The following is a 24,531-nucleotide window of genomic DNA, read 5'->3' as shown; positions in this document are numbered from 1 at the left end:
TACTTCTAGGCTATGATAGGTATCCTGATCATTCGGGCTTTCACTTTTTGAGAACTCGTAATTACACTCAAAGTGAGGAGACCGAGCAGCCATGAAACTTCAAGATCTGATCGGCTTGGCTGTATATGAAGTTGAAGAGGGTAACGCAATCGGCAAAATTGTCGATATTTTGCTCGATTCAAACTGGAATATTACGGGTATTGAACTGGAAAGCAAATCTTTTTTTGGTGGCCATGTGAAATTTGTGGCATGGGAAGATATTGTGGCCTACGGCGAGGATGCTGTCATGATTCGTAGTAAAGAGTCGATTGATAAGATAGATGCCGATCATATACCTTGTACTTTTCTACTTGGAAAGAACAAACTTAAGGATTTAAAAGTGCTAACTACAACTGGAACTATACTCGGACGAATATCTGATGTTTATTTTGACCAAAAGTTGGGAAACACAATAGGAGCGCTGGAAATTAGTGACGGGCTTGTCACTGATTTGATCGAAGGCCGCAAATGGCTGCCTTGTTCTGACGAGATGTCCATTGGTGAGAATGCATTAATGGTTCCTGCGATGAGCGAAGAACGGCTACAAAAAGCCATTAATATTGTTAACGGATAGGTGGAATGTATTATATGAAGTGTCCAAACTGCAACTCCAAAGATATCGGAAAGATCGGTTCCCACCAGTTTTATTGCTGGGGCTGTTTCATCGAATTGACGGTAAATGGCGAGAAAATGTCGGTTTATCAAGTTGAAGAAGACGGCACACTAAGCTCACTGGACGACCTGTTCTCCGGGGATGATATGACTCAGGATTTCCCGCAAATTCATGCGTCGTCTTAACTATGAATCTTGCTTTGTAAGCAAGACTGCTCTATGTACTTAAGCGTCAATTTCCTTTCAGCTGAAATCAGTTGCAAGGTTATTGACGCTTTTTTGTGTGTTTGATGGTTATTTTGCTGCGGCCATACATATACTTATTTACGAAGCTAGTCCAGGCTCTACCGCAGGAGGGTACTCTCATGGAACAATGGTCCCAAAGTAAATGGTTCCGCTGGATGATCGGAGTGCTGCTATCCCTGATCATTTTGTATTTTGTTTGGTTGCTTCGTCCGATGCTGCAGGGGATTTTTGTATTCTTAAAGGCAATCCTCGCTCCATTTCTGGCAGCTATGATTATTTCCTATGTGCTGAATCCCGTGGTTAGTATGCTGGCCGGACGGAAGATGCCGCGTAGCGTAGCTGTTCTACTTATATATGCAGTGTTTCTAACGGCGATTACCGTGATCGCCATCAACCTTATCCCGATGTTTATTGAGCAGCTTGAAGAGTTAAATGAACATCTGCCTGAGATCACACTGCAAGCCCAAGGCCTGATGAGCCATATGAATACAAGGCTAATACCACCTGGGGTTGAAATGGGGATGAACAACTGGTTTTTTCAACTGGAGAATCGTCTGGCCGAAGGGATTTCTCATTTTCTCGATAACATAGGGACAACGATTAACTTGCTGTTCAATGCTTTTATCGTGCCGTTTCTGGTGTTCTATATTCTGAAGGATTTTGACGTATTTGAACGGACGGTGGTCTCTTGTCTGCCCCGCGCACGCCGCAAGTCTATTGTTACTTTGTTAAAAGATATTGATGCCGCGCTCGGCAATTACATTCGCGGACAATTTCTGGTCTGCATCATTATAGGTGTGCTCGCCTATATCGGCTATGCTATTGTCGGAATGCCTTATGCCTTACTGTTCGCCAGTGTGGTGGCAGTATTTAATATTGTTCCGTATATGGGTCCTTTTCTAGGGGCTGCACCTGCCATTGTGATGGCTTCGACCGTCTCTTTTCGATTAGTTCTACTGGTTGCTGTGGTAAACACTTTATGTCAAATTGTGGAGAGCAATATTATTTCTCCACAGGTAGTAGGCAGGACGCTACATTTGCATCCGCTGCTTATTATCTTTGCATTGCTGGTAGGTGGTGAGCTGGCAGGGATGATTGGACTGATCCTTGCTGTACCGTTCTTTGCAGCTGCAAAAGTCGTTATTCAACACTTTATGGCGTTTTTAATCAAACGAAAGCCTGTATAAAGGGATAATCATTGACTATTGACAACAGTTTTGTATATAATGTTGGGGAATATTACTGATGACTCAGTATATAGTTGTTCGATGATGAGGAGTATTAATTCTATACCGTTATTGCAGAGAGCCGGCACTAAGGTGCGAGTCGGTTAACGGAACAGAGTGAACTCACCTCGGAGTAACGGTGCAAGTTTACAGGATATCCATAAGAGATAATGGATGTCATGAATGAACCGCCGTCGCCTCACCCCCGCTAAAGGGTGCAAAGTGAGTGGCAGAATAAAGTATATTCAGCCGCTAACTAGGGTGGTACCACGGGAATTATAACCTCTCGTCCCTAGCGATAATACGCTAGGGATGGGAGGTTTTTTTGTAAATATAAGAGAGTATACGTTTCACGCAATACTTCATGTCTTATATTTCCCGCATAAATGCTTACCGTCCTTATAAGGACACCGAGGGCGTATGTGCTTGGTTAAGGAATAAGAAATCTAAGAAGTAACACTCCAAGGAGGAGCAGACAATGAGCGACAATCAAACAAATAGCATACCCGCTACTGGTTACCGGGCGCAGGCTATTGAGCCGAAATGGCAAAAGTTCTGGGATGAGAACAAAAGCTTTAAGACAGGAGAAGATCCTGAAAAACCCAATTTTTATGCACTGGATATGTTTCCGTATCCTTCAGGTGCAGGACTGCACGTAGGTCATCCAGAGGGTTACACAGCGACGGATATCGTTTCTCGCTACAAACGGATGCGCGGTTTCAACGTATTGCATCCGATGGGCTGGGATGCTTTTGGACTTCCGGCAGAGCAGTATGCGATGGATACCGGCCAGCATCCACGTGATTTTACCGATAAGAACATCGATAATTTCCGTCGTCAGATCAAATCGCTGGGTTTCTCCTACGATTGGGACCGCGAGATCAGCACGACAGATCCGGATTATTATAAATGGACACAATGGATTTTTATCCAGTTGTATAACAAAGGCCTGGCTTATGTAGCAGAAGTACCTGTTAACTGGTGTGAGGCACTGGGTACGGTACTTGCCAACGAAGAGGTTATCGATGGTAAAAGTGAGCGCGGAGGTCACCCTGTCGTGCGCAAACCGATGCGTCAATGGATTCTGAGAATTACAGAGTACGCTGAGCGTTTGCTGGAGGATCTGGAAGAGCTGGATTGGTCCGAAAGCATCAAGGATATGCAGCGCAACTGGATCGGGAAATCAACAGGTGCAGAAGTGAACTTTAACATTGAAGGTCACGAAGCTAACCTGACCGTGTTTACTACACGTCCAGATACACTGTTCGGAGCAAGTTACTGCGTATTGGCACCAGAGCATGAGCTTGTTGATGTGATTACAACTGAAGCACAGCGTGCTGCTGTGGCAGAATATCGTGAAAAAGCTTCACGTAAGAGCGATCTGGAGCGTACGGATTTGGCGAAAGAGAAGAGCGGTGTCTTCACAGGCGCATATGCAATTAATCCTGTGAATGGTGCTAAGGCGCCAATCTGGATTGCAGATTATGTGCTTGCTGGTTACGGAACGGGAGCAATTATGGCAGTTCCGGGTCACGATACTCGCGACTGGGAATTTGCTAAACAATTCGGCCTGAATATCGTGGAAGTCGTTCAAGGCGGCAACGTTGAAGAAGAGGCTTATTCCGGAGATGGGCCGCATGTCAATTCTGATTTCCTGAATGGACTCAAGAATGAAGAAGCGATTGCGAAGATGATTGCTTGGTTGGAAGAGAAGGGCGTAGGTAAAGGCAAAGTAACTTATCGTCTGCGTGACTGGCTGTTCAGCCGTCAACGCTACTGGGGAGAGCCCATTCCAATTCTGCATTTGGAAGACGGCACAATGAAGACTGTTCCGGTTGATCAGCTGCCGCTGGTACTGCCAGATGTAGAGGCAATCAAACCTTCGGGTACAGGGGAATCTCCACTTGCGAATGTAACAGAGTGGGTGGAAACTATCGATCCTGAGACTGGCATGAAGGCTCGCCGCGAGACGAACACCATGCCGCAATGGGCGGGCAGCTGCTGGTATTACCTGCGTTATATTGATCCGAAAAATGATCAAGAGCTGTGCTCCCCTGAGAAACAAAAAGCATGGCTTCCAGTAGATCTGTATATTGGTGGAGCGGAACATGCCGTGCTTCACTTGCTCTATGCACGATTCTGGCACAAGGTGCTTTATGATCTCGGCGTAGTTGAAACAAAAGAACCTTTCCATAAGCTGGTTAACCAAGGTATGATTCTTGGAAATAATAATGAAAAAATGAGTAAATCACGCGGAAATGTCATCAACCCTGATGAGATTGTGGAAGCATTTGGTGCAGATACGCTGCGTGTGTATGAAATGTTTATGGGCCCTCTGGAAGCAACCAAACCTTGGAATGAAAAGGGTGTAGAAGGAGTTCACCGTTTCTTGTCCCGTGTATGGCGCCTGTTCGTGAGTGAAGATGGTAAGCTGAGCACCAAAATCACAGCAGACGGTGGCACTGACGAGTTCAAACGCACTTGGCACAAGACCATTAAGAAGGTCACTGATGATTTCGAGCATCTGCGTTTCAATACCTCAATTAGCCAATTGATGATTTTTATTAACGATGCTTATAAGCAAGAAACTTTGTCCCAAGAAGCTGCTGAACACTTCGTACAAATGTTGTCACCACTGGCGCCTCACATCGCTGAAGAGCTGTGGCAGCTGCTCGGTCACGAAGGAAGTATCAGCTACGTGGCTTGGCCAACGTATGATGAAGCATGGACGGTGGATGCTGAGGTTGAAATCGTTATTCAGGTAAATGGTAAAATCGTACAACGCGCGTTGATCCCGCAGGATATGGGTCAAGAAGAGATGCAAGCTCATGCGTTGTCACTCCCGAATGTGAGTGCAGCAGTAGAAGGTAAAACCGTACGCAAGATCATTGCGGTTCCTGGCAAGCTTGTAAATATCGTAGTGGGTTAAGCGAAGAACGCAATATTGCCCGCAGCAACGGAGAATTCCGTGCTGCGGGTTTTATTGTTTTCTAACGGTCTACGGGACTTTGAATAATACCGTCATGCCCAAATAACGCATCCAGCTTGGTAACATCCTCATCGTATTTATCATGGGTAGTCATGATGAGACGTTCGAATACGCCCTCAAGGCTAATGCGAAGATGGTTCAGTGCTTCTGCGGTAATCCCACCACGGACAGCTACACGTTCTTGAAGCTCTTGCGGGGTGAATTCTCCTTCTGTTAGCAGCTTGCCTGTTCCAAGCAGCATTTCACCTGCAAGCCGGCTGATTAACGTCTCTTCAATCCCGGTAACTTCCACCGCAGCTTCAATCCAGCGTTCAATGAAATAGCTCAAGAACGCAGGTCCGCAGCTGGAGAAATCAGAAGCGATTCGGGTATGGGCCTCTTGAATTTCCAAAGGAACACCTATGAAAGACAACAGCTGCAGCAGCACGAGCCTGTCTTCTTTATTAAGCCTGCTGCCAAATATGCACAGTGATGTCCCACTTTTGACACAGTGTGTAATGCTGGGGATGATCTTGGCTATTTTGGACGGCAAAGCGGATTCCAGATGTTGCAATTGAACGGGACTTGTAATGGATACGACGATTTGATCGCTGCGGAGATAAGGGCCGATCTCATCTGTTAAGGTTTTGAATTCCAGCGGTTTTACACATAAAAAAACAATGTCACTTCCAGTCGCTGTTTCACTATTGCTTCCGCATAAGTTTATGCCGGGATGACGATCTTCTAGCTCCAGCAGTTTATTCAGACTGCGGTTGCTGGCGAGTACATCGCACGGATTCAGGGCTCCGGAAGAAAGAAAGGCGTCAATCAGCAGGCTGCCCATGCTGCCTGTTCCGATAAATCCAACTTTCACCTGTGGTTCCTCCTTTCTAGCGTTGCTTATTTACTAACTGACATGAATGCTCTTCGTTATATGTATGCAGGATAGACTTGGACAGATGACAGGTTTTGTATGAATTATTAAAGGAGTTTCCAGCCGCAGGAATGTATGAAGATTCACAAAAAGGCATAAGAAGAATTTTTGTGAGGAGGAAAGTAATATGAATAAAGGAAGTATCGTACTCGGAGTGGCTGCTGCTGTAATAGGAAGTGGGCTTTTATGGGCGGCAGGGAGCAAGGGCGATTCCGGGATTGCCGGGTGGGAGACTTTGAATGTTGGTATGGAGCAAGCGGTTGGAATCGCTGAGTCTGGTGGCGCTCCAGCTGCTGGGGGCAGTGAGGGAGGTCATCAGACGAAGGGAAATAAGCAACATTTAGAGAAAGATGCAGGGCAGGCTGAAGCTGCTGGGAATGCTGAAGAAGGTGAGAAGGTTAAGGTGGCAGCGCAAGCAGAACAAGCTGACCAAACTTCGGCAGCTGAAAAAGCTTCGACAGCAGTTGCGGGGGAGAGAGCAGAAGGAGCGGGCCAAACGCCAATGGCAGAAGGCCAAACACCAGCAGGGGGCAAGGTACTTGCGGCTAAGGAGGCGACTGAGCTTTCCATATCAGCAGCTTCACAGGAAGGTAAAGTAAATGTGAATACTGCGGGTGTTAAGGAGCTGAAGGATCTTCCGGGTATCGGAGAAAAGAAGGCTCAGGCAATTATAGATTACCGCAACCGTGAGGGTACTTATCGCAGCCTGTCTGATCTGGGGAAGGTAAAGGGGATAGGACCTAAAATGCTGGAGAAGTTAAATGCTTTAGTAATATTTTGAAGATAAATAAGAAATGAAGATCGTTGGAAGTGCCACAACCGTTGTCCTAGTGAAAACTTGCGGGGATGTGCTACAATAGTTAACAACTATTTAGAAGGATATGGAGATTGATTATGACTACTGCCTATCGTAAAGACTGGGATACTTATTTCATGGACATTGCCTGTATGGTCTCAACTCGTTCACGCTGCTCACGACGACATGTAGGTGCTGTACTGGTGCAAGGCAAGAAGCTGCTTGGTACCGCGTACAACGGGGCGCCAATGGGTGTACCTGATTGCTCAGAAGCAGGTTGTATGCTCTCGGAGCAATATGAGATGGAGATCGTGGATGGCGTAGAGACTATGGTGAAGAAACAGCGCTGCATTCGCACGATTCATGCCGAACAGAATCTTTTGCTATTCACAGACCGGATTGACCGGGAAGGCAGTACCGTCTACGTGACGGATGAGCCTTGCTGGACCTGTGCAAATATGCTGGCTAACAGCGGTATTGTGGAGATTGTGTATTATCGTCCTTACCGTAAGGATATGGAAAAGGTAGAAGCAATGATGGCTGCCAAAGGCATCGTATTTCGCCAATTGGAGAATTATGAGCCGCCAAGTGAAACGATGATTAAAGTAGCCGAGTAGCTGTATTGTACAACCCTAATTGAATAAGATGGCTTGAGGAAGAACCTCTCGTGCGCTTTTATGGCGTATGCAGAGGTTCTTTTTTTTATCTTGCGAAAGGAGGAGAATGGAGGCGTGAAGGAGAGACCCTTATTAAGTTTTACAGTGTGTTGGGTGGCTGGAAGTGCAGCAGCGTGTTTATTCTCAGGGATTAGCTTATGGTTGGCGTGGGCTGGATTACTATTTTTACTGGTTAGTATGAGAGTTTGGGTGAACATGAACTGGAAGCAGCTGGCGGTATTTTGTTTGGCGATTAGTTTATCCGCTGGATATTGGGAATGGAATGAAGGCCGTAATTTAAGTCACCTGCCTGAAGCGCTAGGGAGATTATTGTCGGAGTTGAATGAGACTGCCGTGGAGGCTAAGGGGACGATAGTTTCCGTTGTGGAACGGGACGGGGACCGGGTTGATTTCACGATGAAGCTCTCAGAGTTATCGTTGATTACTGAGGAAGATGCCGGTTCACCTGATCCGCGGGACGAACAAGATAAAAGAGTGCATGGGGAGTTAATTATGGTGCAGATCAAACTTCTTGCCGAGCAAGAAATCGCTATTGCTGCGGAGTGGCGCAGAGGGGATCAGGTGTCGCTAAACGGTGTACTTGAAGAGCCAGCAACAGCGCGGAATTACGGAGGGTTTGATTATCGGGCCTATTTGCATACGCAGAAGATTCACTGGCTTCTAAAGAGTCAAGGTGCAGAAAATGTGCAAGCAACTGCTCCAGATTCATGGAATCCGTTAATGATCTTACGCTGGAATGATAAAGCGCGGGCAGTTCTTGGAGCGGAGACGGATCGGCTGTTTCAAGCGCGCCACTCTGGATATATGAAGGGTTTGGTGATTGGGATGCAGGATGATCTCGATCCGGATACCTTTAAGCAGTTCTCACAACTTGGTTTGACACATATCCTCGCCATTTCAGGTATGCATGTTGCGGTGTATGTTGGTGTTCTTTTATTTATATTCAGGCGCTTACGGATGACAAAAGAAACTACGCTAACAGTCACCTTAGTGCTCGTTCCTGTATACGTCCTGTTGACAGGTGCGGGTCCGTCTATCGTGCGTGCGGGATTAATGAGTATGATTGCATTGCTCGCTGCACGAGTTGGAATGCTGAAGGATGGACTGAATATTTTGGCTGCAGCGGCACTGGTTATGCTGATTTGGAATCCTTACATGCTGCTCAGTGTCAGTTTCCAGCTGTCGTTTCTGGTGACCTTAGGATTAATGGTCTACGTTCCGCTTATGGACCCTCTGCTGAGCGCACTGCCACGCTGGCTTAAAAGCGCCGTCTCTGTGACTCTAGTTGCCCAGTTGGTCTCATTTCCATTGACGATTTATTATTTTAATCAATTTTCTCTGCTGTCTTTAGTGGCTAATCTGGTTTTTGTGCCCTTTATTACTTTTATCGTATTGCCGTTAGGAACGCTTGCGCTACTGCTTGGACGATTGTGGGGAGATGCCGCGATTTTTTTGGCACATATTACGGAGCTGCTGAATAACGTTACTTTTTATGCGGTTGAATGGATTAATGGTTTTGCTGGTGGAGTTCTGATTTGGCGCTCGCCTTCACTGCTGTGGATTGGAGTGTATTATGTCTTATTGTGTGGGCTGTTGTATGCTGCCAGGCTAAGAGTAGAAGCCCGCGCAACACCTCAGTATATGGAGGATGAGACGAGGCCGTTAGCTGAGATTGGTTTATCTGTGAACAAGCACGGCGGGTTTGGGGGAACGGGGAGCGCACAGTATTTTTTGGATGAACCTAAGATTGTACGTTGGAGCGGAGCGATTGTTCTACTATCTGCGGTTGGACTGGGCCTAATGCTGTACAAGGGTTATCAGTCAGAACGTCAAGCGGGTAAAGGGACGATTAGTTACCTGGATATCGGGCAAGGCGACAGTATCCTCATCACTACACCAAAAGGAGCTCATATTCTTGTAGATGGTGGAGGAACGTTAAATTTTGGGCAAAAAGAAGAATGGCGCATTCGCCGCAGCCCGTTCGAGGTAGGGGCTAAAGTGTTGGTGCCTTTGCTTAAAAAACGTGGGATCCACCGTCTGGACGCGATTATTTTGACTCATGGGGATCAGGATCATGCCGGGGGACTCCAAGCCGTTATGGGGGCAATTCCGGTTTCGGCACTGCTTTTTAATGGCACACTCGCTGACCGTGAATCTTATATGGAGATGATGCGGACTGCGCTGGAGAACAATGTTCAACTGTATGCCGTACATCAGGGAATGAGGCTTTCCCCGGATGATAAGACGGAGCTGTCCTTTTTATGGCCGGAAGAACAAGATAGAGAGGGAGCAGCGTCAGGTTCTTCTATGCTGAATAGCATCCCACTGCTGGAGGATCAGAACCACGATTCTGTAGTTTTTCGTCTAGAGATGAACGGAAGAAATTTTCTATTTACCGGAGATATGGATTTGGAAGCCGAGGAGGAGATTGTGCAGCAAGCCCTGCAAAAGCGCATTAACGCAGGACCTGTCATTGACGTTTTGAAAGTAGCTCACCATGGGAGCAAAACTTCAACAGGCGAGTCTTGGCTGCAGTTTTGGCACCCAGCCGCTGCTGTAATTTCTGCAGGAGTAAATAATCTATATGGTCATCCGAAAGCTGAGGTATTGGAACGTTTGAAAGCTAATCAAGCTGCTATTTATAGAACGGATCAGCAGGGAGAGATCCAGATGCGTGTGCGGGCCGACGGGATTATTGTGCGTCATAAGTTGGCGGAGGGAGCGGATTAGGGAGGTAGTCGAGTAATGTGATTTAGTGCTGGTGGTGTATGTTAATTTTCGCAGACTCTATAAAGTCCCTTTAAAGCTCCTTTAAAGCTCCTTTAAAGCTCCTTTCGTGGTCTTTTACACCACTATAAAACTAAAACCTTGTTTAGTTGCACTTTGTGCAATAGATCGCAATTTAAAGTAGCTGGTTCTTCATTTAGTTGCACTTTGTACACTTAAAATCTGGAAAAACACCTATTTTTCTAAATTTGAGCAGAAATAGTTGCATGAAGTGCAACTAAATCACTTTATGAGCTGGAAAGATCTTTTTTAGTTGCACAAAGTGCAACTAAACGCTCCATATGAACATATCAAAGCACCTCAGTTACATATTATCGTTGTAGCGATACTAACTTTCACATAAGTTCCTGTTACTTGCTGATGATCCCAGTCCATTTGTTCTAGCACCAGCTGCTCTAATACTGTAACTGTTGTCCTTTCTAGCACCTGCTGCTCTAACGCAGTAACTCCTTTCCCTATCTAGCGGCTGGTGCTCTAACACAGTAACTGCAGTCTCTGTCTAGTAACTGTTGTCACTGTAGCACCAGCTGCTCTAATCCAGTTGCCGTCGTCCTCCTCCAGTAATTATTACGCATGCACAATATATGTAAACGCTTTATAATAGAGATAGAAGATTCTGGTAAACTCTATGCCTACTTAAACTATGTTGCAAAGTGCGGTGGTGAGAAGCTTGTGTCCTCCGTGTTTTGTAGCGAATTAGGAGATGAAGCGATAGTGAATACATATGCAGAATTTAGAGTCACAGCGGAAAGTGTATATGATGTTCAAGTAGAACGCAGTAATCCAATTGGATATGCTTGGCGGATGATCGCCAGGGATCATGAGCAGGTGTTCGGAAAAGCTCCGGTACAAGGAGCAGCAGCTACTGTAATTATTCGTTATGCGACAGAGGATGATGGCTGCCCGGAATGGGCGGAGGGTTTTTGTTTGCGTTTTACAGGTAGTGAAGAGGATCGGATCTTGCATATTATCGGCCGCGATGAATTGGGCATTATTTATGGGATGCTTCATTATAGCCGCCACGTGCTTGGTGTCGATCCCTTCTGGTTCTGGGCGGAGCTTCCTCCTGTTAAGAAAGATGCGATCAATTTACCTATTTCTGATTACAACAGCATTCAGCCAAAGGTACGCTACCGAGGTTGGTTCGTGAATGATGAAGTGTGTCTTATCGGCTGGAAGGAGGATTATCCTCCGACGGCGGAGGTATGGGAGCCTGTTTTTGAAGCGCTGCTGCGCTGTGGTGGAAATATGGTAATCCCCGGGACGGATTTGCCGAGAAACGGAATTCATCATCAGCTTGCGGTGGATATGGGACTGTGGATCACACATCATCATGCGGAGCCGCTTGGCGCGCAAATGTTCCTGCGTGCTTTTCCGGGCAAGCAAGCCAGCTATAAAGAATATCCAGAATTGTTTGAAAAGCTGTGGAGAGAGGCCATTGAGCGGCAAAAAGATGAAAAAACACTCTGGGTGCTCTCTTTCCGCGGACAGGGTGATAAACCTTTTTGGGAGAATGATCCCTCTTTTGATACTCCGGAGAAACGGGGCGATTTGATCTCATTTGTAGTTCGCAAGCAATACGATATGATCTGTGAATATGTGGACCAGCCTGTGTGCTGTATGGCGATGTACGGAGAAATTGCAGAGCTGTATAAACAAGGAAAGATCGAAGTGCCAGAAGGTGTTATTAAAATATGGGCGGATAACGGATACGGCAAAATGGTGTCGCGACGACATGGCCATCAGAATCTGCGCGTGCCTGCTCTACCCGAGGCAGGAGATCAAGGCAAAAACGGGGTATATTACCACGTCACCTTCCACGACTTGCAGGCCTCCAATCATCTAACACAATTCCCAACGGATCCGTCCTTTATAGTGGAGGAATTACAGGGGGCATTTGCGGCAGGGGCTAGTGAATATCTGCTAGTGAATTCAGGGAATATTTTGCCTCATCTCTATACATTAGATCTGACAGCAAAGTTGTGGATGGATGGAACAGCAGATGCTGATGAACAGCTTCAGACCTTCGTTAACCGTTTCTACACAGCGCAGCAGGGGCGAATTGCACAATTGTACAAAAGCTACTTCAAAAACACCATAGTATATGGTCCTAATGCTGACGACCGCGCAGGCGATGAATTCTATCATCATCCGGCAAGGCAGATTATAGGGCATTGGCTGCAAAATAAGACGGAGAGCGATGAGCGACTGCGCTGGGCCGCAGGGGATGTTCCTTTTGTAGAGCAGGTTCGATGGTTCAGGGATCGAGCTGAGCGAGTTGTACTAGTTTGGTATCTGCTGCGAAAGCAGTGCCAAGAGGTGATGGAACTTTTACCCGAAAAAGAGAGAAACAGGCTGCATGTTCAACTGCTAGTTCAAATTGAGCTGCATTGGAGCGGGTGCAGCGGGTTATCCTCTCTTTGCCAGGCGTATATGTGTTACCAAGAAGAGCGATTTCCAGAGGCGTTTATCGAAGCTTCTCATGCGGTTTGGGATTATAAGGAGGGCCAGCAGGCTCTTTTACGGGCAGAGATCGGCCAGTGGAAGCATTTTTATCGGGCTGATTGGTTGACCAATATTGCCAACACTATAGATCATGTAGAAACGGCCCGTAAATTTTTGCGGATTCAGGGGGATAGTCCGGATATGTTTCTATGGTATAAGGAATATTTGATGCCCGAGACCGAAAAGCATATCTATCTGGAAAATACGCATCGTAATCCGTTACCGGACGATGAGCTTGCACGGCGGCTGGAGGAGAAATTCAGCTCTCTTTAAAAAATATCCACACACCACTAGTGAACGCTTAAACGTTCATCGGTGGTGTTTTTTTATGAATGACCTATTTTTTATTTTAGAGGGAACTTTTTCAAGTTTGGAAAGTCTTATTAGGCAAGGGGTGAGGCGAAAAATGCTAAGCGAAGATATACCATATACAGCAGCGTACGCGCCCGCAATGAGTTTGCGGGAAATGATGGAGGCGTATGGCTCGGATGTGTGGAATTATGCTTTTTTCTTAACTAGAAGTCGAGAGCAGGCAAATGATATCAGCCAAGAAGTGTTTTTGAAGGCGTACAAGAATGTTGGAAAATACCGGGGGCAATCTTCGATGAAAACCTGGCTGCTTACGATTACCAGAAATACGGCCTTCAGTTGGAGCAAAAATAGCTTTTGGCGCAGATTCATAGCTTTGGGTGATCAACCTACTGCTGTTAATGCACCTTCTGCGGAAAAAGAAGCCCTTGGCAATCAGTATGCGAACCGGATCTGGGAAATTATTATGACCCTTCCAGAGAAGAACAGAGAGGTGCTTGTGCTAGATATTCAACATGGATTATCCATTGCCGAAATGTCAGATTTGCTGAATTTAGCACAAGGAACCGTGAAATCTCGGCTCGCGCGGGCGAGAGAGAAGGTTAAAGAGGCTATCCAGAAGGAGGAGAGGGAATGAAACGCAACACGGATGATAGTAATCCAGTGATGATCGGGCAGACGGATTGGTATGCGCAAGCAGGCAAAAATCCTTTCATTGAAGATGGTTTTACGCCTGAGTTAATGATGCGGATCGAACAGGCTGCTGCGAATAAAAGTTCAGCTTACAAACGTTATTGGATAAATAAAAATGTGGTGTTGACCAGTCTGGCTACGATTTTGTTGATAGGTGCGCTTACCTTCCCTATGGGCATATGGAAAAACACAGGGCCAATTCATTCGTCATCCGTTCAGTCACAAGGCGCAGGCATACTGCCTTCTTCTAGTCCTGCAACTAATGATAAAGCAATAGAGCCTCCGACAAGTCCAGTAGAATTTGAGATTAGCGGTAAGAAATACTACATGCCTTTGCCAATGAACAGAGATAAGAGTAAAGCGTATGCCGTTGAGACAACAGCGGGAATCCTTTGGTCGCCGCCACCCCCGATGGTGGACTACAAGAAGCCAAAGTACACACATCCTACAGAACCGTTCACTCTTTACCTGAGCTCGAAGGACCAGACGGAATTATCGGCTTCTTCAGCTACTAGGATTTATACTTTACCTCTTTATGCAGGAGGGGCAAGTACTTATCAATATTTGAGTGGATTTTTTGGAGCGGGCGATTACGCTCTGCTATTTACCTATACGAAGACTATAGGTTCAGGCATTATGGAGAATGGTAGATTTTTTATTCTAAATGTTAAAAAAGCAGCGACAGGAGAATCTGTGGTACCGAAAGAGCTTACGTCCTTTGATTGGGAGCTATTAGAATATAAGTCAATAATCGCAGTGGATAAGGAGCATGACCAGATCGTATTTAGTTACCTAGAATACCCGGTAGATAAGACATACCAAGATAAAACAGTGCTTTATGATATGGAGACCTTAAGCATTCAAACACCTGCATCGACCATTGGATTTAGAGACATTAATGGACAATCGTTAACCATGGAATATGAGATGAATGGGGAACTTTGTAAAGCGGATATTCTTACGAAAGGTGGACCAGGGTGGATAGATGAAGATTGGGCATTTTTATCAGAAGAGCGACAAAATGAGCTGTATCAGGAATTTTACAGTCAGACTCCCTAGTAGATAATTCACTAAATAAAAGCTATACTTTTTGATAAAGTATTTTCTTTTGAGAAGAGTGGAGCCGAAGCGATGAAGAAGTTAACGATTGATGATGTGGCTCAAAAAGCGGGAGTTTCGAAAAGTACGGTCTCCCAATTTTTGAACAAACGTTTTAAATATATGAGCGAAGCGACGAAAAACCGGATTGAGGCCGTAATTGAAGAGCTTAATTATCAGCCAAATGGTCTGGCGCGCAGTCTGAAGCAGAACCGGACGCATATGGTCGGGATCATCGTAGCTAATATTGACTACACGCTGTCAATCCAATGTATCCGGGCGATTGAGAATGAGCTGCAGCATCACGGAATCCAAGTGATCATATGCAACGCAGATGAGAATGCGGAGAAAGAAAGCAAATATGTAGAAACCTTAATCGCTCGTCAGGTGGATGGGCTGATTATTTTTCCTACAGGGAATAACCCGTCTGCCTATAGCAAGCTGGTAGAGGCTGATTTCCCGCTAGTCTTTATGGATCGTCTAGTAGATGGAATCACCACGCAGAGTCTATTGCTGGATAATGAAATGGCGGCAAAGATAGGCGTAGGGCAGCTAATTCAGCAAGGCCATGAGCGGATTGCTCTGGTGTCCCTTCCAATTGGGGAGCATGCGATTACCCCTCGGAAAGAGCGGATTAGTGGCTACAAAAAAGCGATGGAAGAAGCGGGCATAACGCTGCGTGAGGAGTATATTTGCAGTGTATCCAAAGAGGAATTAGCTTCGGGGCTGGAACACTTATTAGCACTGCCGGAGCCGCCAACTGCACTGCTGGCTACGAACGACATCACACTAGCGGAAATTCTGAAATATGCGAATCGAAATGCCATCTCTATTCCAGAACAGTTGTCGGTCATCGGGATAGATGATGCGGAATTCGCGCAAATTTATAATCCGGTCATTACGACAATCCGTCAGCCTGCTTACGAGATGGGGATGCAGGCTGCCAAGATTATACTCTCTTGTATCGAGGATAAGGGAGCTTCTGTTCCAATTACATATCGTTTCCCACCGACCTTGCAGCAAGGGCAGTCGGTGAAGTCTTACAAATAAGTTTGAACTATAAAAAGGGGAGTGCCCAGCAGCTATTTCTTAGCTTGTTGGGCACTCCCCCTTTTATTGGGCCTAACTTTATCTAAACACTAAACTTGGGTTTGATTGGGTAATATTCTCGCGTAGGAAGTCACTATCGGACTCAGCTGACCTTATATGCGGTATAATCCCATATTTGGAGTACTATCGGACCCCATCGCAGCTATCGGCATGGAAAACATGCTAAATGCCCTTTTTCATAAGGAATAGTGTCACTGGAGTCCGAAACTACGCCGCAAAGGTAAAAAAATTGCAAATAGCGTCTTTTGGGTCCGAAAGCCCCAGAGCGAACTGATTACACTGCTGAAGCATAGCAATAGCAATAGCAATAGCAATAGCAATAGCAATAGCCATAGCATAGCAATAGCAGCCAATCAGCGACCCAAAAAGCAGAGCAGCGCTCCTCCAATAACGGAGAATCACTGCTCTGTGTCTTTTTGCAATTATTAGACTTCTTGTTGCATAAACTTCGCAAGTTCCTCACGGGTGGGAAGTCCGTCCATATCGCCTGGCGACATGACGGCTAACGCACCGATCGCATTGCCGCGTTTGACGGCCTCAGCAATCGGAAGCTTTTCCAGCATCGCACTGATTACGCCAACCGCAAATCCATCACCTGCACCCACCGTATCAACAACCTGCTCCACCTTGAATCCGTCCACGTAACCTTCCCCAGCAGAGGATTTATAGTAAGCGCCTTCAGGGCCAAGCTTGATGACGACTAAGCTTACGCCACGCTCCAGGTAATAGTCTGCAATCTCTTCGGGTGTGCTCAGTCCGGTAAGGATTTTACCTTCACCGAGTCCCGGCAGGAACCAGTCGCAGCGTGGAGCCAGATCATTGATGGTACTCACCATTGTTTCTGTATCCGGCCATAAGCTGGGACGCAGATTAGGATCCAGAGAGATCGTCTTTCCTTTACTCTTCATAAATTCCATAGCGTGAATAGAAAATTCATGACAGCTCTTGGACAAAGCGGCGGAGATACTTGTAACATGCAGATGTCCTGCGGAATTGAAGTAGGCCTCGTCGAAATCCTCCAGACTAAGCGTGGAGGCCGCGGAGTTTTTGCGGAAGTATTCGACCTTTGGATCGCCGGTAACCACTTTCGATTTGATAAGCATGCCTGTTGAATACTCTTTAGTAAAAGTAATATTGTCCGTATTAATGTTCTCGTTCTTCATCGCCTGAGCAATGAATGTGCCAAAGTTATCTTCGCCGAGCTTCGTAACATAACCTGTAGGATGATTCAAACGCGACAAGCCTGTAGCCACGTTGCTTTCTGCACCTGCTAATGCTTTGGAGAACGAAAATACTTCATGCAGAGGACCGGCCTCATTCGCATAAAACATCGCCATCGGCTCCCCGAAAGTGACGGCATCCAGCTGTTTACTCATTTTTAGTTCCTCCTAGGGTAATGATTTTATCCCAGTATAATGATTTGTAATTTGAAATTATCACATAAATCGGTTTTGTACAATAAAAGAATGATTGTTAACCAAAAAACTTTTTTCGTAAAAAGAAAATAATGTTTCCATAAACCCTTGTTTTATAAAGGTTTTTCTTAGGTTTTATTACTTATTTCCACCTGATGTAATAAAAATGTATTGACTGTTAATCGTATTGTTATTACTATTTCCTTATAGAACAAAACGCAATAATTAGTAAATTTAATAAAAAAGTTTATCTAAAAAAGTGTTTCCTGTTTATCTATGATCGTACCAAGAGAAAGGGAGTCTACTGATGAAGAAAATGAAAGTATTGCAGAATGTGGCATCCGTCGGGGTTGTAGCGGTTATTCGAGCAGATAGTGCTGAGGAAGCTTTTAAGATGTCCGTTGCTTGTATAGAAGGCGGTCTAAATAATATTGAGGTAACTTTTACTACACCAGACGCGGATGTGGCGATTAAGAGATTGGTTGCTGAGTACGGAAGTCGTGCGGTGATTGGCGCCGGAACTGTCTTGGACCCCTTAACAGCTAGAATAGCCATTCTTGCAGGTTCAGAGTTTGTGGTTAGTCCCTCTTTTGAAGTGGAGACAGCTAAGATGTGTAATCTTTATGGCATTCCCTATATGCCTGGTTGCATGACATTAAATGAAATGAAGGAAGCGCTGAAGTACGGCGTGGATGTGCTTAAATTGTTCCCTGGCAGTGCTTTCGGGCCGGATTATGTAAAAGCGGTTAAAGGTCCTATGCCACATGTAAATATTATGCCGACCGGTGGCGTGGATTTGAACAATATGGAGAAGTGGATTGCAAACGGCTGCATGGCTGTGGGCATTGGGGGGAATTTGACTGCACCGGCGAAGAATGGCCGATACGATCAGATTACTGATCTTGCTGCCCAATATGTGGCGAAGTTTAAAGAGATAAAAGGGATTTAATGTATAGTTTGAACGGAGATTGAAATCCTGATTTGCGTTTTTATTTATAGGCTGTGTGGCTGACAGACGTTGGCCATGCAGCCTTTTTATGTTGATTTTCTTTGAGCTGTCAATATTCCTTTTATTCTATGCTTTTTAGAAAGTATAGAATCGGGATAAAGATAATAAACTATATAATAGAAGAGTAGTGATACATGGACTGAACGTCAGGATTTATTATCCAGCCGGGAGTGAGTATATGCCTGCTTATAATGATAAAAAGCTGTATCAAGCAGCGGATGAAGATGATGCTGAGTACGTAGAAATTGAGTCGGCATTCCATGGTTGTAAGGTGACGGAAGGGCAGATCTACAGATTAGAGCGCAATTACAATAACCCTCAATTATTTGAGAATGGAGAAGCCTATGTGGTGGATGATGAGACTAGGGAAAACTACGCGGTCTTCATGCTCTGCAAAATTGCGCTCTATAAATAGAGTTTCTTGCTCGATACCGGAGGGTAATATTTAAGACAGACGGCTTCATTTCCGACAAGGGGATAGGCCGTTTCTTTTGATGTCATTTTTGTTACTAAGATAGTGAAAAAGAGTATTTGAATGATTGTTGTTTCCCCTGTATGCTTAGTAGGAATTATTGGCTGTGCAATGCGGGATAGCGCGTTGTAACGGCTGGCTTAACATGACGTTCTAAGAAAAGTTTGGTATTCTAAAAATATTAATTACACGGTTGCAACAAATTCGCAGTCTTGCGCGTCAGTAAGATTGCATAGAGAGGGGGAACCTTCGTGGTGGAGCAGGGACTCATCAGAGCCGCTCAAGCGGGCGATCGCGACGCTCTAATCACCCTATTGCGAGAAATTGAAGGACATGTATATAAAACGGCCTTCTACATTTTGCATAATGAACAAGATGCGCTAGATGCATCTCAGGAAGCCTTGATCCGGGTTTATACAAAAATCGGCTCATATGAGGAGAAGGCCCAGTTCAAAACGTGGGTTCAGCGAATCGTCACTAACATTTGCATTGATAAATTCAGAAGAACTAAACCTACAGTTTCTATTGATGAACATGAAATGGTGTTTCAGGATAAACACAATGTGGAACGTGAGGTTCTATCCTCTTATTTAGCTGAGGATATACGCGAAGCGATTGATCAATTGCCCGAGCATCATCGGACAGTCATCGTCCTGCGCTATTTACAGGATTTTTCTTACAACGAGATTGCAGATTGTCTGGATTTGCCCTTGAATACAGTGAAATCATACTTATTTCGGGCTAGACAGCAACTGCAGAATAGACTTCAGGAGTACCAGAAAGGTGGTGTATCGGGATGAAATGCGCGGAGGTGATGGAATGGATGCACCGCTATTTAGACAAAGATTTGAGTCAAGATGAGATTGTTGAGATGTTCCGTCATATCGATAATTGTCCTTCCTGCGCGGAAGTCTTTGAGCGCCTGACACTTCTCTCCAATGAATTGGAGCAGTTGCCAGACGTGAAACCCCCGTTTAGTCTGGTTGACTCTATTTTACCTCAGCTTGCAGAATTGGATCGAAGCAGTCGTGAACAGAGTGCTGTGAGATCTGAGGAGCCGGTTGTTGTCCCATTTTCACGTGAAAGCTCCCGCGGTAAACCTTCCAAGGGAACCTCTATAGCAACACGGACAGGCATTGGAGCTATTGCAGCTGCCGTTCTATTAGGGATCGCAATATTTAATATGCCCGATAAAATGCCTGGGGCAGAAGTAGAACAAAGGATGCAGGATAGTGCTAAAACAGCCAGCGATGATACTAAGGATACAGCAATGGAATCACAAGCTTCTATTACTGCTAACTCTGATGGAGCTTCACCTGCCGCTGGTGGAGAGAACGAGGGCGCTGCGCAGTATAAGACGGATGCACCGGAGATGAACGAAGATAACGCCGCTTTAGATAGAGCGACGGGACCAGTGGACCTTACCTCGATGCCAAGTGCACCGGCGGATGCAGCTGATGCGGGAGCTGGAGCTGGAGGGCGGTCGATCACCGAACCGCCTCAAAGCGCAGATCCTAAGCCTACAGAGAAAATTGTTTCGCCAAAGCAGGATATCGCCACGAAATCTCATAATTCAGATTCTAGCAACGCCAGTAGCAATCAGCTAAAGGTGGATAATAAGGAGCAAACTGCTGATATGAATTCAGACAGCGCAGCCGATTCTGCTCCGCTGATGGAGGATTCTTTAAAGATTCCTTATGACTATGGACGGGAAGTTATGAGCTTAAGCAGTTCTGAAGATCCTAATGTGCAGACCTGGACTTCTCCTGATGGTCAGTATGCTATAGAATTTGTTGGGCTGCAGCTTGTGATTTATAAGAAGTCGCCAGCGGGCTCAGCGGAAGAACGGTTAGCCGTAAACTCTTATCCGCTAGAAGGAAATTGGATTTCTGGTGAATGGTCTACGGACAGCTCGAAGTTTACGTACGTGACTGAAAAAGATGGTGTGAATGTAACCAAGGTGTACACTGTACAGGAAGCAATTTCTTCAAGTCCGGCTGTATCCCCTGGGGCGACACCAACGAACACTCCAACCTCATCTTCAACAAATTAAAGTGGGGTTGGAACTTTTTTCGAAGTTTCTGAATATACTATATCAACAGGACAGGAACTAGAAAGTATAGGTTTTGCAGAACATCGGTATGACCGCCGGATGTGGAGTTTCTAGAGCTTCGCACTCCGTCGTTTATATAGATGCGCCGCTTAAACGGAGAGGCTTTGGCCATGGCTGCCAGAGTTTCTCCGTTTTTGCATGCATTTTTGTAGTTTTTTTTGCTACAATAGAACTCTGGACAAAATGGGCTAGATGAATGGAAAAGGAAGTGGCGGGATGGATGCCAAAACGGCGATAAAAGAAATCAAACAAGGGAAGATCTCACCGTTATATGTTTTATATGGCAGTGAGAAATTTCGAATGAATGAATTCACGGCACTGCTGGAAGAACAGCTGATTGCTAAAGAGGATCGTGATTTCGCAGTTATTCCCTTTGATCTCTCTGAGACGCCGGTGCAGGCTGTGGTAGAAGAAGCTGAGACTGTGCCATTTATGGTAGAACGTAAATTATTGCTGGTGCGGGATGCCTCGTTATTTACAGCGGGCAAAGAAAATGCCAAACTGGAGCATCGTATAGATCTTTTAAGTGACTATTTGCAGCATCCTGTAGACTTCAGTGTAATCGTCTTTATGGTGAATAATGATAAGCTGGATGAGCGTAAAAAAATTGTGAAGACTGTCAAATCAGTGGGCACAGTATTAGCCTTTAATCCGCTGGGAGCTGAAGAGCTGCTGCGCTGGGTGGAAAAAGGAATTCGTGAGCGGGGTTGTGTAATGGCACCTGGCACGGCAGAAATTCTTATAACGAATGCAGGCACAGGCTTGCAAGGTTTATCTGCAGAGATGGACAAGCTTTGTTTATTCGCTGGTAAGGGCGGCACTGTAGATGCGGGGGCCGTAGAGAGTCTGGTACACCGTGGAACAGAACAAAATGTGTTTACGCTTGTTGAGGATATCGCTAATCTGCGTCTTGATAAGGCGCTTGATACATTATATGAGCTGCTGAAGCAGCGTGAGGAACCGATCAAGATCGCAGCGTTGGTTGCGCGGCAGTTCCGCATTATTTTGCAGGTTAAGGATTTATCAGCACATAGTTATTCGCAGGGACAGATTGCGTCACAGATCGGATTGCATCCATATGCGGTTAAACTTGCTGGGGAGCAGGCCCATAAGTTCTCCAGTGAACGATTACGGCAAATCTTAAGTGCATTGGCGGATCTGGATTATAAAATGAAAACAGGGGCTATAGACAAAGTTCTAGGGCTGGAGCTGTTCATGCTGCGTTTAGGTGTCTGAGCTAAGAAGGGGAAAAAGTATTGGAGATGATCTGACTATGAAAAGAATATTTCAATATTCGGCACTGCTGTTACTCGTTCTATTAATTAGTTCCTGTGGCAAAACGGATACTAATTCACCGTCAGGTTCAGCTTCTGAGTCGCCTGCGAATACGAATACCTCTGCAGATGCACCTTCTTATTTTGGGGAATGGAGTGTACAAGGTCTAGTAGGTTCTACACCTGTCTCGGCAGCGGAGGATGAAAAGCTTATTGGCATGCGGGTAACTTATTCGCAAGAAAAGGCATCTTTTGATAAAGATGAAATTATGAACCCTGAATATAAAGAAGAGAGCATTACAAAGGATGACTTTTTTAACGAATACAGAAATGAATTAAGTGACCTTGGCATCGAGACGGAATCGGTTAAGACGGTATCTATAAATAATTGGACGAATCCCGGCAGCAGTTTTATTGTTAAAGACGATCAAACGATGATTTTTTTATGGGATGGTAACTATTATGAAATGAAAAAAGAGAATAAATAAATGAAAGAAGACCGCCTCTCTGAGGCGGTCTTCTTTCATTTAATAAACATCTCTTAAACACTACTTATTATTAATTAATAGACACAAAAAAACCTAACCGTATGAAACATAGCGGTCAGGTTCTTCAATTGCTCATTATGAATGTCGTCTTAGGCTTGAGCCGTAAGAGCGTTCAATTTCTTCGCCAAGCGGGATTTTTTGCGGGCAGCCGCATTTTTATGAACCAGACCTTTACTTACGGCCTTGTCCAGCTTTTTGGAAGCAGCTAGGAAAGCAGCTTGAGCAGTTTCTACTTCCGTACCAGTCAGAGCTACATCAGCAGTTTTCACAGCTGTACGAAGCGCGGATTTTTGGGAAGCATTCAGTGCACGGCGTTTTTCGTTCGTGTTTACGCGTTTAACCGCGGATTTAATATTTGGCATTGCATTCACCTCCTGTAAGACATTCGAAATCATTATCAAATGATTCACAACTTAAAATAGTTTAGCATGACCGGTAGCAAAAAGCAATACTTAAAGCTTTCAAATTAAACCTCCGTATCCTGCATAAACATTGGCTTTCTCTCGCACACTATCGACAAAAGAGCATAGGCAGAAGCTTGCCAAATGAGGATGAACTCATGGAAGTGTATGCTTACAAAACTAAGCAGCTGCTTTCGAAGTGAGTTTTGTTCGAAGTAATTCATGGAAGTGTATGCTTACAAAACTTTTAGGAGGCTGGTACACAATGGAACCGGATCTGCAGCTATATTCTGTGCGCACCGATTTGGCATTAGAGGCAAAGGAAATGGCTCAAGGCCCACAACGAACGCCGATCCCTGGTGTGAACGAAGAAGTGGAAGAGTCTGATGGGATTAAAGTGACCCGTCTTGGTGTAGCTAATGCTGCCGGATCACAGGCAATAGGACGCGCAATTGGCAACTATGTAACCCTTGAGGTACCCGCTCTGCGTGGCGGAGATACAGGCTTGCAGCAAAAGGTGGCAGAAGTTTTTGCCCGCGAATTTGAGGACTTTTTGATCAGAATTGGGATTGGCAAGGATGCATCTGTGTTGATTGTTGGTCTTGGTAACTGGAATGTTACACCGGATTCACTGGGTCCGTTGGTGGTGGAGAACTCACTCATTACGCGGCAGTTCTATGAACTGGTTCCGGATCAGATCTCCCCTGGTTATCGTAAGGTGAGCGCTATTGCTCCTGGAGTGCTTGGGCTGACTGGAATTGAGTCGAGTGAAGTCGTGCAGGGAATCGTGGATCGGACGAAACCTGAGCTTATTATCGCCATAGATGCGTTGGCATCCCGGTCACTGGAGCGTATCAATACGACGATTCAAATTGCCGACATTGGGATCCATCCCGGTTCGGGAATTGGCAACAAGCGACGTGGATTAACCCAAGAAATTCTGGGTGTTCCTTGTATCGCAATCGGAGTGCCCACTGTCTGCTATGCCTCAACTATTGTAAATAATGTGCTGGAGATGATGAAAAATCACTTCGGGCAAGGAGCAAACCATACGAAGGAAATCATGGGGATGCTGGACGATATCTCTGAGCAGGAACGCTTGTCATTAGTGAAGGAAGTGCTTGAACCTCTGGGGCACGATTTGATTGTCACTCCCAAGGAAATCGATGAATTTATTGAAGGGATCGCGAATATTGTGGCCAGTGGTCTGAATGCGGCTTTACATGATGCGGTTGATCCTGAGAATGTTGGCGCGTATACCCACTAACTGAATTATGGTTTGTTTAGCCCGGCGGGATG

The 24,531-nt window shown here is 45.4% G+C and carries 21 protein-coding genes; 18 read left to right on the top strand and 3 right to left on the bottom strand.

The window, feature by feature from the left end; all coding sequences use genetic code 11:
- Positions 1-91 precede the first annotated feature (91 nt).
- From MHB37_RS24965 to leuS, 4 genes are all read left to right on the top strand, one after another.
- Positions 92-613, top strand: coding sequence for a PRC-barrel domain-containing protein (locus MHB37_RS24965; RefSeq protein WP_036677560.1), 522 nt, complete (start codon positions 92-94; stop codon positions 611-613).
- Positions 614-627: 14 nt separating this feature from the next.
- Positions 628-837, top strand: a complete 210-nt coding sequence (locus MHB37_RS24960; RefSeq protein WP_036677557.1) for a hypothetical protein — start codon at positions 628-630, stop codon at positions 835-837.
- Positions 838-1,016: 179 nt separating this feature from the next.
- Complete coding sequence (locus MHB37_RS24955) at positions 1,017-2,084, top strand: AI-2E family transporter (protein ID WP_036677553.1); 1,068 nt, start codon at positions 1,017-1,019, stop codon at positions 2,082-2,084.
- 517 nt (positions 2,085-2,601) lie between these two features.
- Complete coding sequence (gene leuS, locus MHB37_RS24950; RefSeq protein WP_076129683.1) at positions 2,602-5,052, top strand: leucine--tRNA ligase; 2,451 nt, start codon at positions 2,602-2,604, stop codon at positions 5,050-5,052.
- A gap of 61 nt (positions 5,053-5,113) precedes the next feature.
- Here leuS and comER read toward each other — a convergent pair whose 3' ends face one another.
- Positions 5,114-5,965, bottom strand: a complete 852-nt coding sequence (gene comER, locus MHB37_RS24945) for a late competence protein ComER (protein ID WP_036677548.1) — start codon at positions 5,963-5,965, stop codon at positions 5,114-5,116.
- A 187-nt stretch (positions 5,966-6,152) separates the two neighbouring features.
- Between comER and MHB37_RS24940 the strand changes: the two genes are divergently transcribed.
- The 7 genes from MHB37_RS24940 to MHB37_RS24910 all read left to right on the top strand — a co-directional run bounded on the left by MHB37_RS24940 (position 6,153) and on the right by MHB37_RS24910 (position 15,940).
- On the top strand, positions 6,153-6,806 hold the full coding sequence (locus MHB37_RS24940) for a ComEA family DNA-binding protein (RefSeq protein ID WP_405168648.1): 654 nt from the start codon (positions 6,153-6,155) through the stop codon (positions 6,804-6,806).
- Positions 6,807-6,919: 113 nt separating this feature from the next.
- The gene (locus MHB37_RS24935; RefSeq protein ID WP_076137388.1) at positions 6,920-7,438 is read left to right on the top strand and encodes a dCMP deaminase family protein; all 519 of its coding nucleotides are present in this window, start codon (positions 6,920-6,922) and stop codon (positions 7,436-7,438) included.
- A 114-nt stretch (positions 7,439-7,552) separates the two neighbouring features.
- Positions 7,553-10,228 (top strand): ComEC/Rec2 family competence protein, encoded by a 2,676-nt coding sequence (locus MHB37_RS24930; protein ID WP_405168647.1) that lies wholly within the window; start codon positions 7,553-7,555, stop codon positions 10,226-10,228.
- A gap of 771 nt (positions 10,229-10,999) precedes the next feature.
- Positions 11,000-13,063: a glycosyl hydrolase 115 family protein gene (locus MHB37_RS24925; RefSeq protein ID WP_405168646.1), complete on the top strand. Its 2,064-nt coding sequence runs from the start codon at positions 11,000-11,002 to the stop codon at positions 13,061-13,063.
- A gap of 133 nt (positions 13,064-13,196) precedes the next feature.
- A complete protein-coding gene (locus tag MHB37_RS24920) occupies positions 13,197-13,736 on the top strand; it encodes an RNA polymerase sigma factor (RefSeq protein WP_340976724.1) in 540 nt (179 codons plus the stop codon).
- On the top strand, positions 13,733-14,851 hold the full coding sequence (locus MHB37_RS24915) for a hypothetical protein (RefSeq protein WP_076185491.1): 1,119 nt from the start codon (positions 13,733-13,735) through the stop codon (positions 14,849-14,851). The genes MHB37_RS24920 and MHB37_RS24915 overlap by 4 nt, the downstream gene beginning before the upstream one ends.
- A 72-nt stretch (positions 14,852-14,923) precedes the next feature.
- Positions 14,924-15,940, top strand: a complete 1,017-nt coding sequence (locus MHB37_RS24910; RefSeq protein ID WP_076179378.1) for a LacI family DNA-binding transcriptional regulator — start codon at positions 14,924-14,926, stop codon at positions 15,938-15,940.
- 485 nt (positions 15,941-16,425) lie between these two features.
- Here MHB37_RS24910 and MHB37_RS24905 read toward each other — a convergent pair whose 3' ends face one another.
- Complete coding sequence (locus MHB37_RS24905) at positions 16,426-17,376, bottom strand: sugar kinase (RefSeq protein WP_405168645.1); 951 nt, start codon at positions 17,374-17,376, stop codon at positions 16,426-16,428.
- 346 nt (positions 17,377-17,722) lie between these two features.
- Between MHB37_RS24905 and MHB37_RS24900 the strand changes: the two genes are divergently transcribed.
- The 6 genes from MHB37_RS24900 to MHB37_RS24875 all read left to right on the top strand — a co-directional run bounded on the left by MHB37_RS24900 (position 17,723) and on the right by MHB37_RS24875 (position 22,771).
- Positions 17,723-18,364, top strand: coding sequence for a bifunctional 2-keto-4-hydroxyglutarate aldolase/2-keto-3-deoxy-6-phosphogluconate aldolase (locus MHB37_RS24900; RefSeq protein ID WP_038572952.1), 642 nt, complete (start codon positions 17,723-17,725; stop codon positions 18,362-18,364).
- Between the two features lie 238 nt (positions 18,365-18,602).
- A complete protein-coding gene (locus tag MHB37_RS24895; protein WP_038572950.1) occupies positions 18,603-18,839 on the top strand; it encodes a hypothetical protein in 237 nt (78 codons plus the stop codon).
- Between the two features lie 308 nt (positions 18,840-19,147).
- Positions 19,148-19,696 (top strand): RNA polymerase sigma factor, encoded by a 549-nt coding sequence (locus MHB37_RS24890; protein WP_036677530.1) that lies wholly within the window; start codon positions 19,148-19,150, stop codon positions 19,694-19,696.
- Entirely contained in the window at positions 19,693-20,949 is a 1,257-nt protein-coding gene (locus tag MHB37_RS24885; RefSeq protein ID WP_405168644.1) for an anti-sigma factor family protein, read from the top strand. The genes MHB37_RS24890 and MHB37_RS24885 overlap by 4 nt, the downstream gene beginning before the upstream one ends.
- Before the next feature lie 276 nt (positions 20,950-21,225).
- Positions 21,226-22,245, top strand: a complete 1,020-nt coding sequence (holA, locus tag MHB37_RS24880) for a DNA polymerase III subunit delta (protein WP_036677525.1) — start codon at positions 21,226-21,228, stop codon at positions 22,243-22,245.
- Positions 22,246-22,282: 37 nt separating this feature from the next.
- Entirely contained in the window at positions 22,283-22,771 is a 489-nt protein-coding gene (locus MHB37_RS24875; RefSeq protein ID WP_076193273.1) for a hypothetical protein, read from the top strand.
- A 149-nt stretch (positions 22,772-22,920) separates the two neighbouring features.
- On the opposite strand, the gene rpsT is transcribed toward MHB37_RS24875, so the two are convergent.
- Complete coding sequence (rpsT, locus tag MHB37_RS24870) at positions 22,921-23,193, bottom strand: 30S ribosomal protein S20 (protein WP_036677521.1); 273 nt, start codon at positions 23,191-23,193, stop codon at positions 22,921-22,923.
- A 304-nt stretch (positions 23,194-23,497) separates the two neighbouring features.
- On the opposite strand from rpsT, the gene gpr reads away from it, so the two are divergent.
- Positions 23,498-24,499, top strand: a complete 1,002-nt coding sequence (gpr, locus tag MHB37_RS24865; protein WP_036677518.1) for a GPR endopeptidase — start codon at positions 23,498-23,500, stop codon at positions 24,497-24,499.
- Positions 24,500-24,531: the final 32 nt, after the last annotated feature.

The sequence above is a fragment of the Paenibacillus sp. FSL H3-0286 genome, assembly GCF_045040705.1.
Lineage (GTDB): Bacteria > Bacillota > Bacilli > Paenibacillales > Paenibacillaceae > Paenibacillus_AQ > Paenibacillus_AQ odorifer.
This window is presented reverse-complemented; position numbering and strand designations above follow the sequence as displayed.

Bases quoted from the DNA above. Each gene is read 5' to 3' on its own strand.
- MHB37_RS24965 (WP_036677560.1), top strand. From the start codon at position 92: ATGAAACTTCAAGATCTGATCGGCTTGGCTGTATATGAAGTTGAAGAG.
- MHB37_RS24960 (WP_036677557.1), top strand. From the start codon at position 628: ATGAAGTGTCCAAACTGCAACTCCAAAGATATCGGAAAGATCGGTTCC.
- MHB37_RS24955 (WP_036677553.1), top strand. From the start codon at position 1,017: ATGGAACAATGGTCCCAAAGTAAATGGTTCCGCTGGATGATCGGAGTG.
- leuS (WP_076129683.1), top strand. From the start codon at position 2,602: ATGAGCGACAATCAAACAAATAGCATACCCGCTACTGGTTACCGGGCG.
- MHB37_RS24940 (WP_405168648.1), top strand. From the start codon at position 6,153: ATGAATAAAGGAAGTATCGTACTCGGAGTGGCTGCTGCTGTAATAGGA.
- MHB37_RS24935 (WP_076137388.1), top strand. From the start codon at position 6,920: ATGACTACTGCCTATCGTAAAGACTGGGATACTTATTTCATGGACATT.
- MHB37_RS24920 (WP_340976724.1), top strand. From the start codon at position 13,197: ATGCTAAGCGAAGATATACCATATACAGCAGCGTACGCGCCCGCAATG.
- MHB37_RS24915 (WP_076185491.1), top strand. From the start codon at position 13,733: ATGAAACGCAACACGGATGATAGTAATCCAGTGATGATCGGGCAGACG.
- MHB37_RS24910 (WP_076179378.1), top strand. From the start codon at position 14,924: ATGAAGAAGTTAACGATTGATGATGTGGCTCAAAAAGCGGGAGTTTCG.
- MHB37_RS24905 (WP_405168645.1), bottom strand. From the start codon at position 17,376: ATGAGTAAACAGCTGGATGCCGTCACTTTCGGGGAGCCGATGGCGATG.
- MHB37_RS24900 (WP_038572952.1), top strand. From the start codon at position 17,723: ATGAAGAAAATGAAAGTATTGCAGAATGTGGCATCCGTCGGGGTTGTA.
- MHB37_RS24895 (WP_038572950.1), top strand. From the start codon at position 18,603: ATGCCTGCTTATAATGATAAAAAGCTGTATCAAGCAGCGGATGAAGAT.
- MHB37_RS24885 (WP_405168644.1), top strand. From the start codon at position 19,693: ATGAAATGCGCGGAGGTGATGGAATGGATGCACCGCTATTTAGACAAA.
- holA (WP_036677525.1), top strand. From the start codon at position 21,226: ATGGATGCCAAAACGGCGATAAAAGAAATCAAACAAGGGAAGATCTCA.
- MHB37_RS24875 (WP_076193273.1), top strand. From the start codon at position 22,283: ATGAAAAGAATATTTCAATATTCGGCACTGCTGTTACTCGTTCTATTA.
- rpsT (WP_036677521.1), bottom strand. From the start codon at position 23,193: ATGCCAAATATTAAATCCGCGGTTAAACGCGTAAACACGAACGAAAAA.
- gpr (WP_036677518.1), top strand. From the start codon at position 23,498: ATGGAACCGGATCTGCAGCTATATTCTGTGCGCACCGATTTGGCATTA.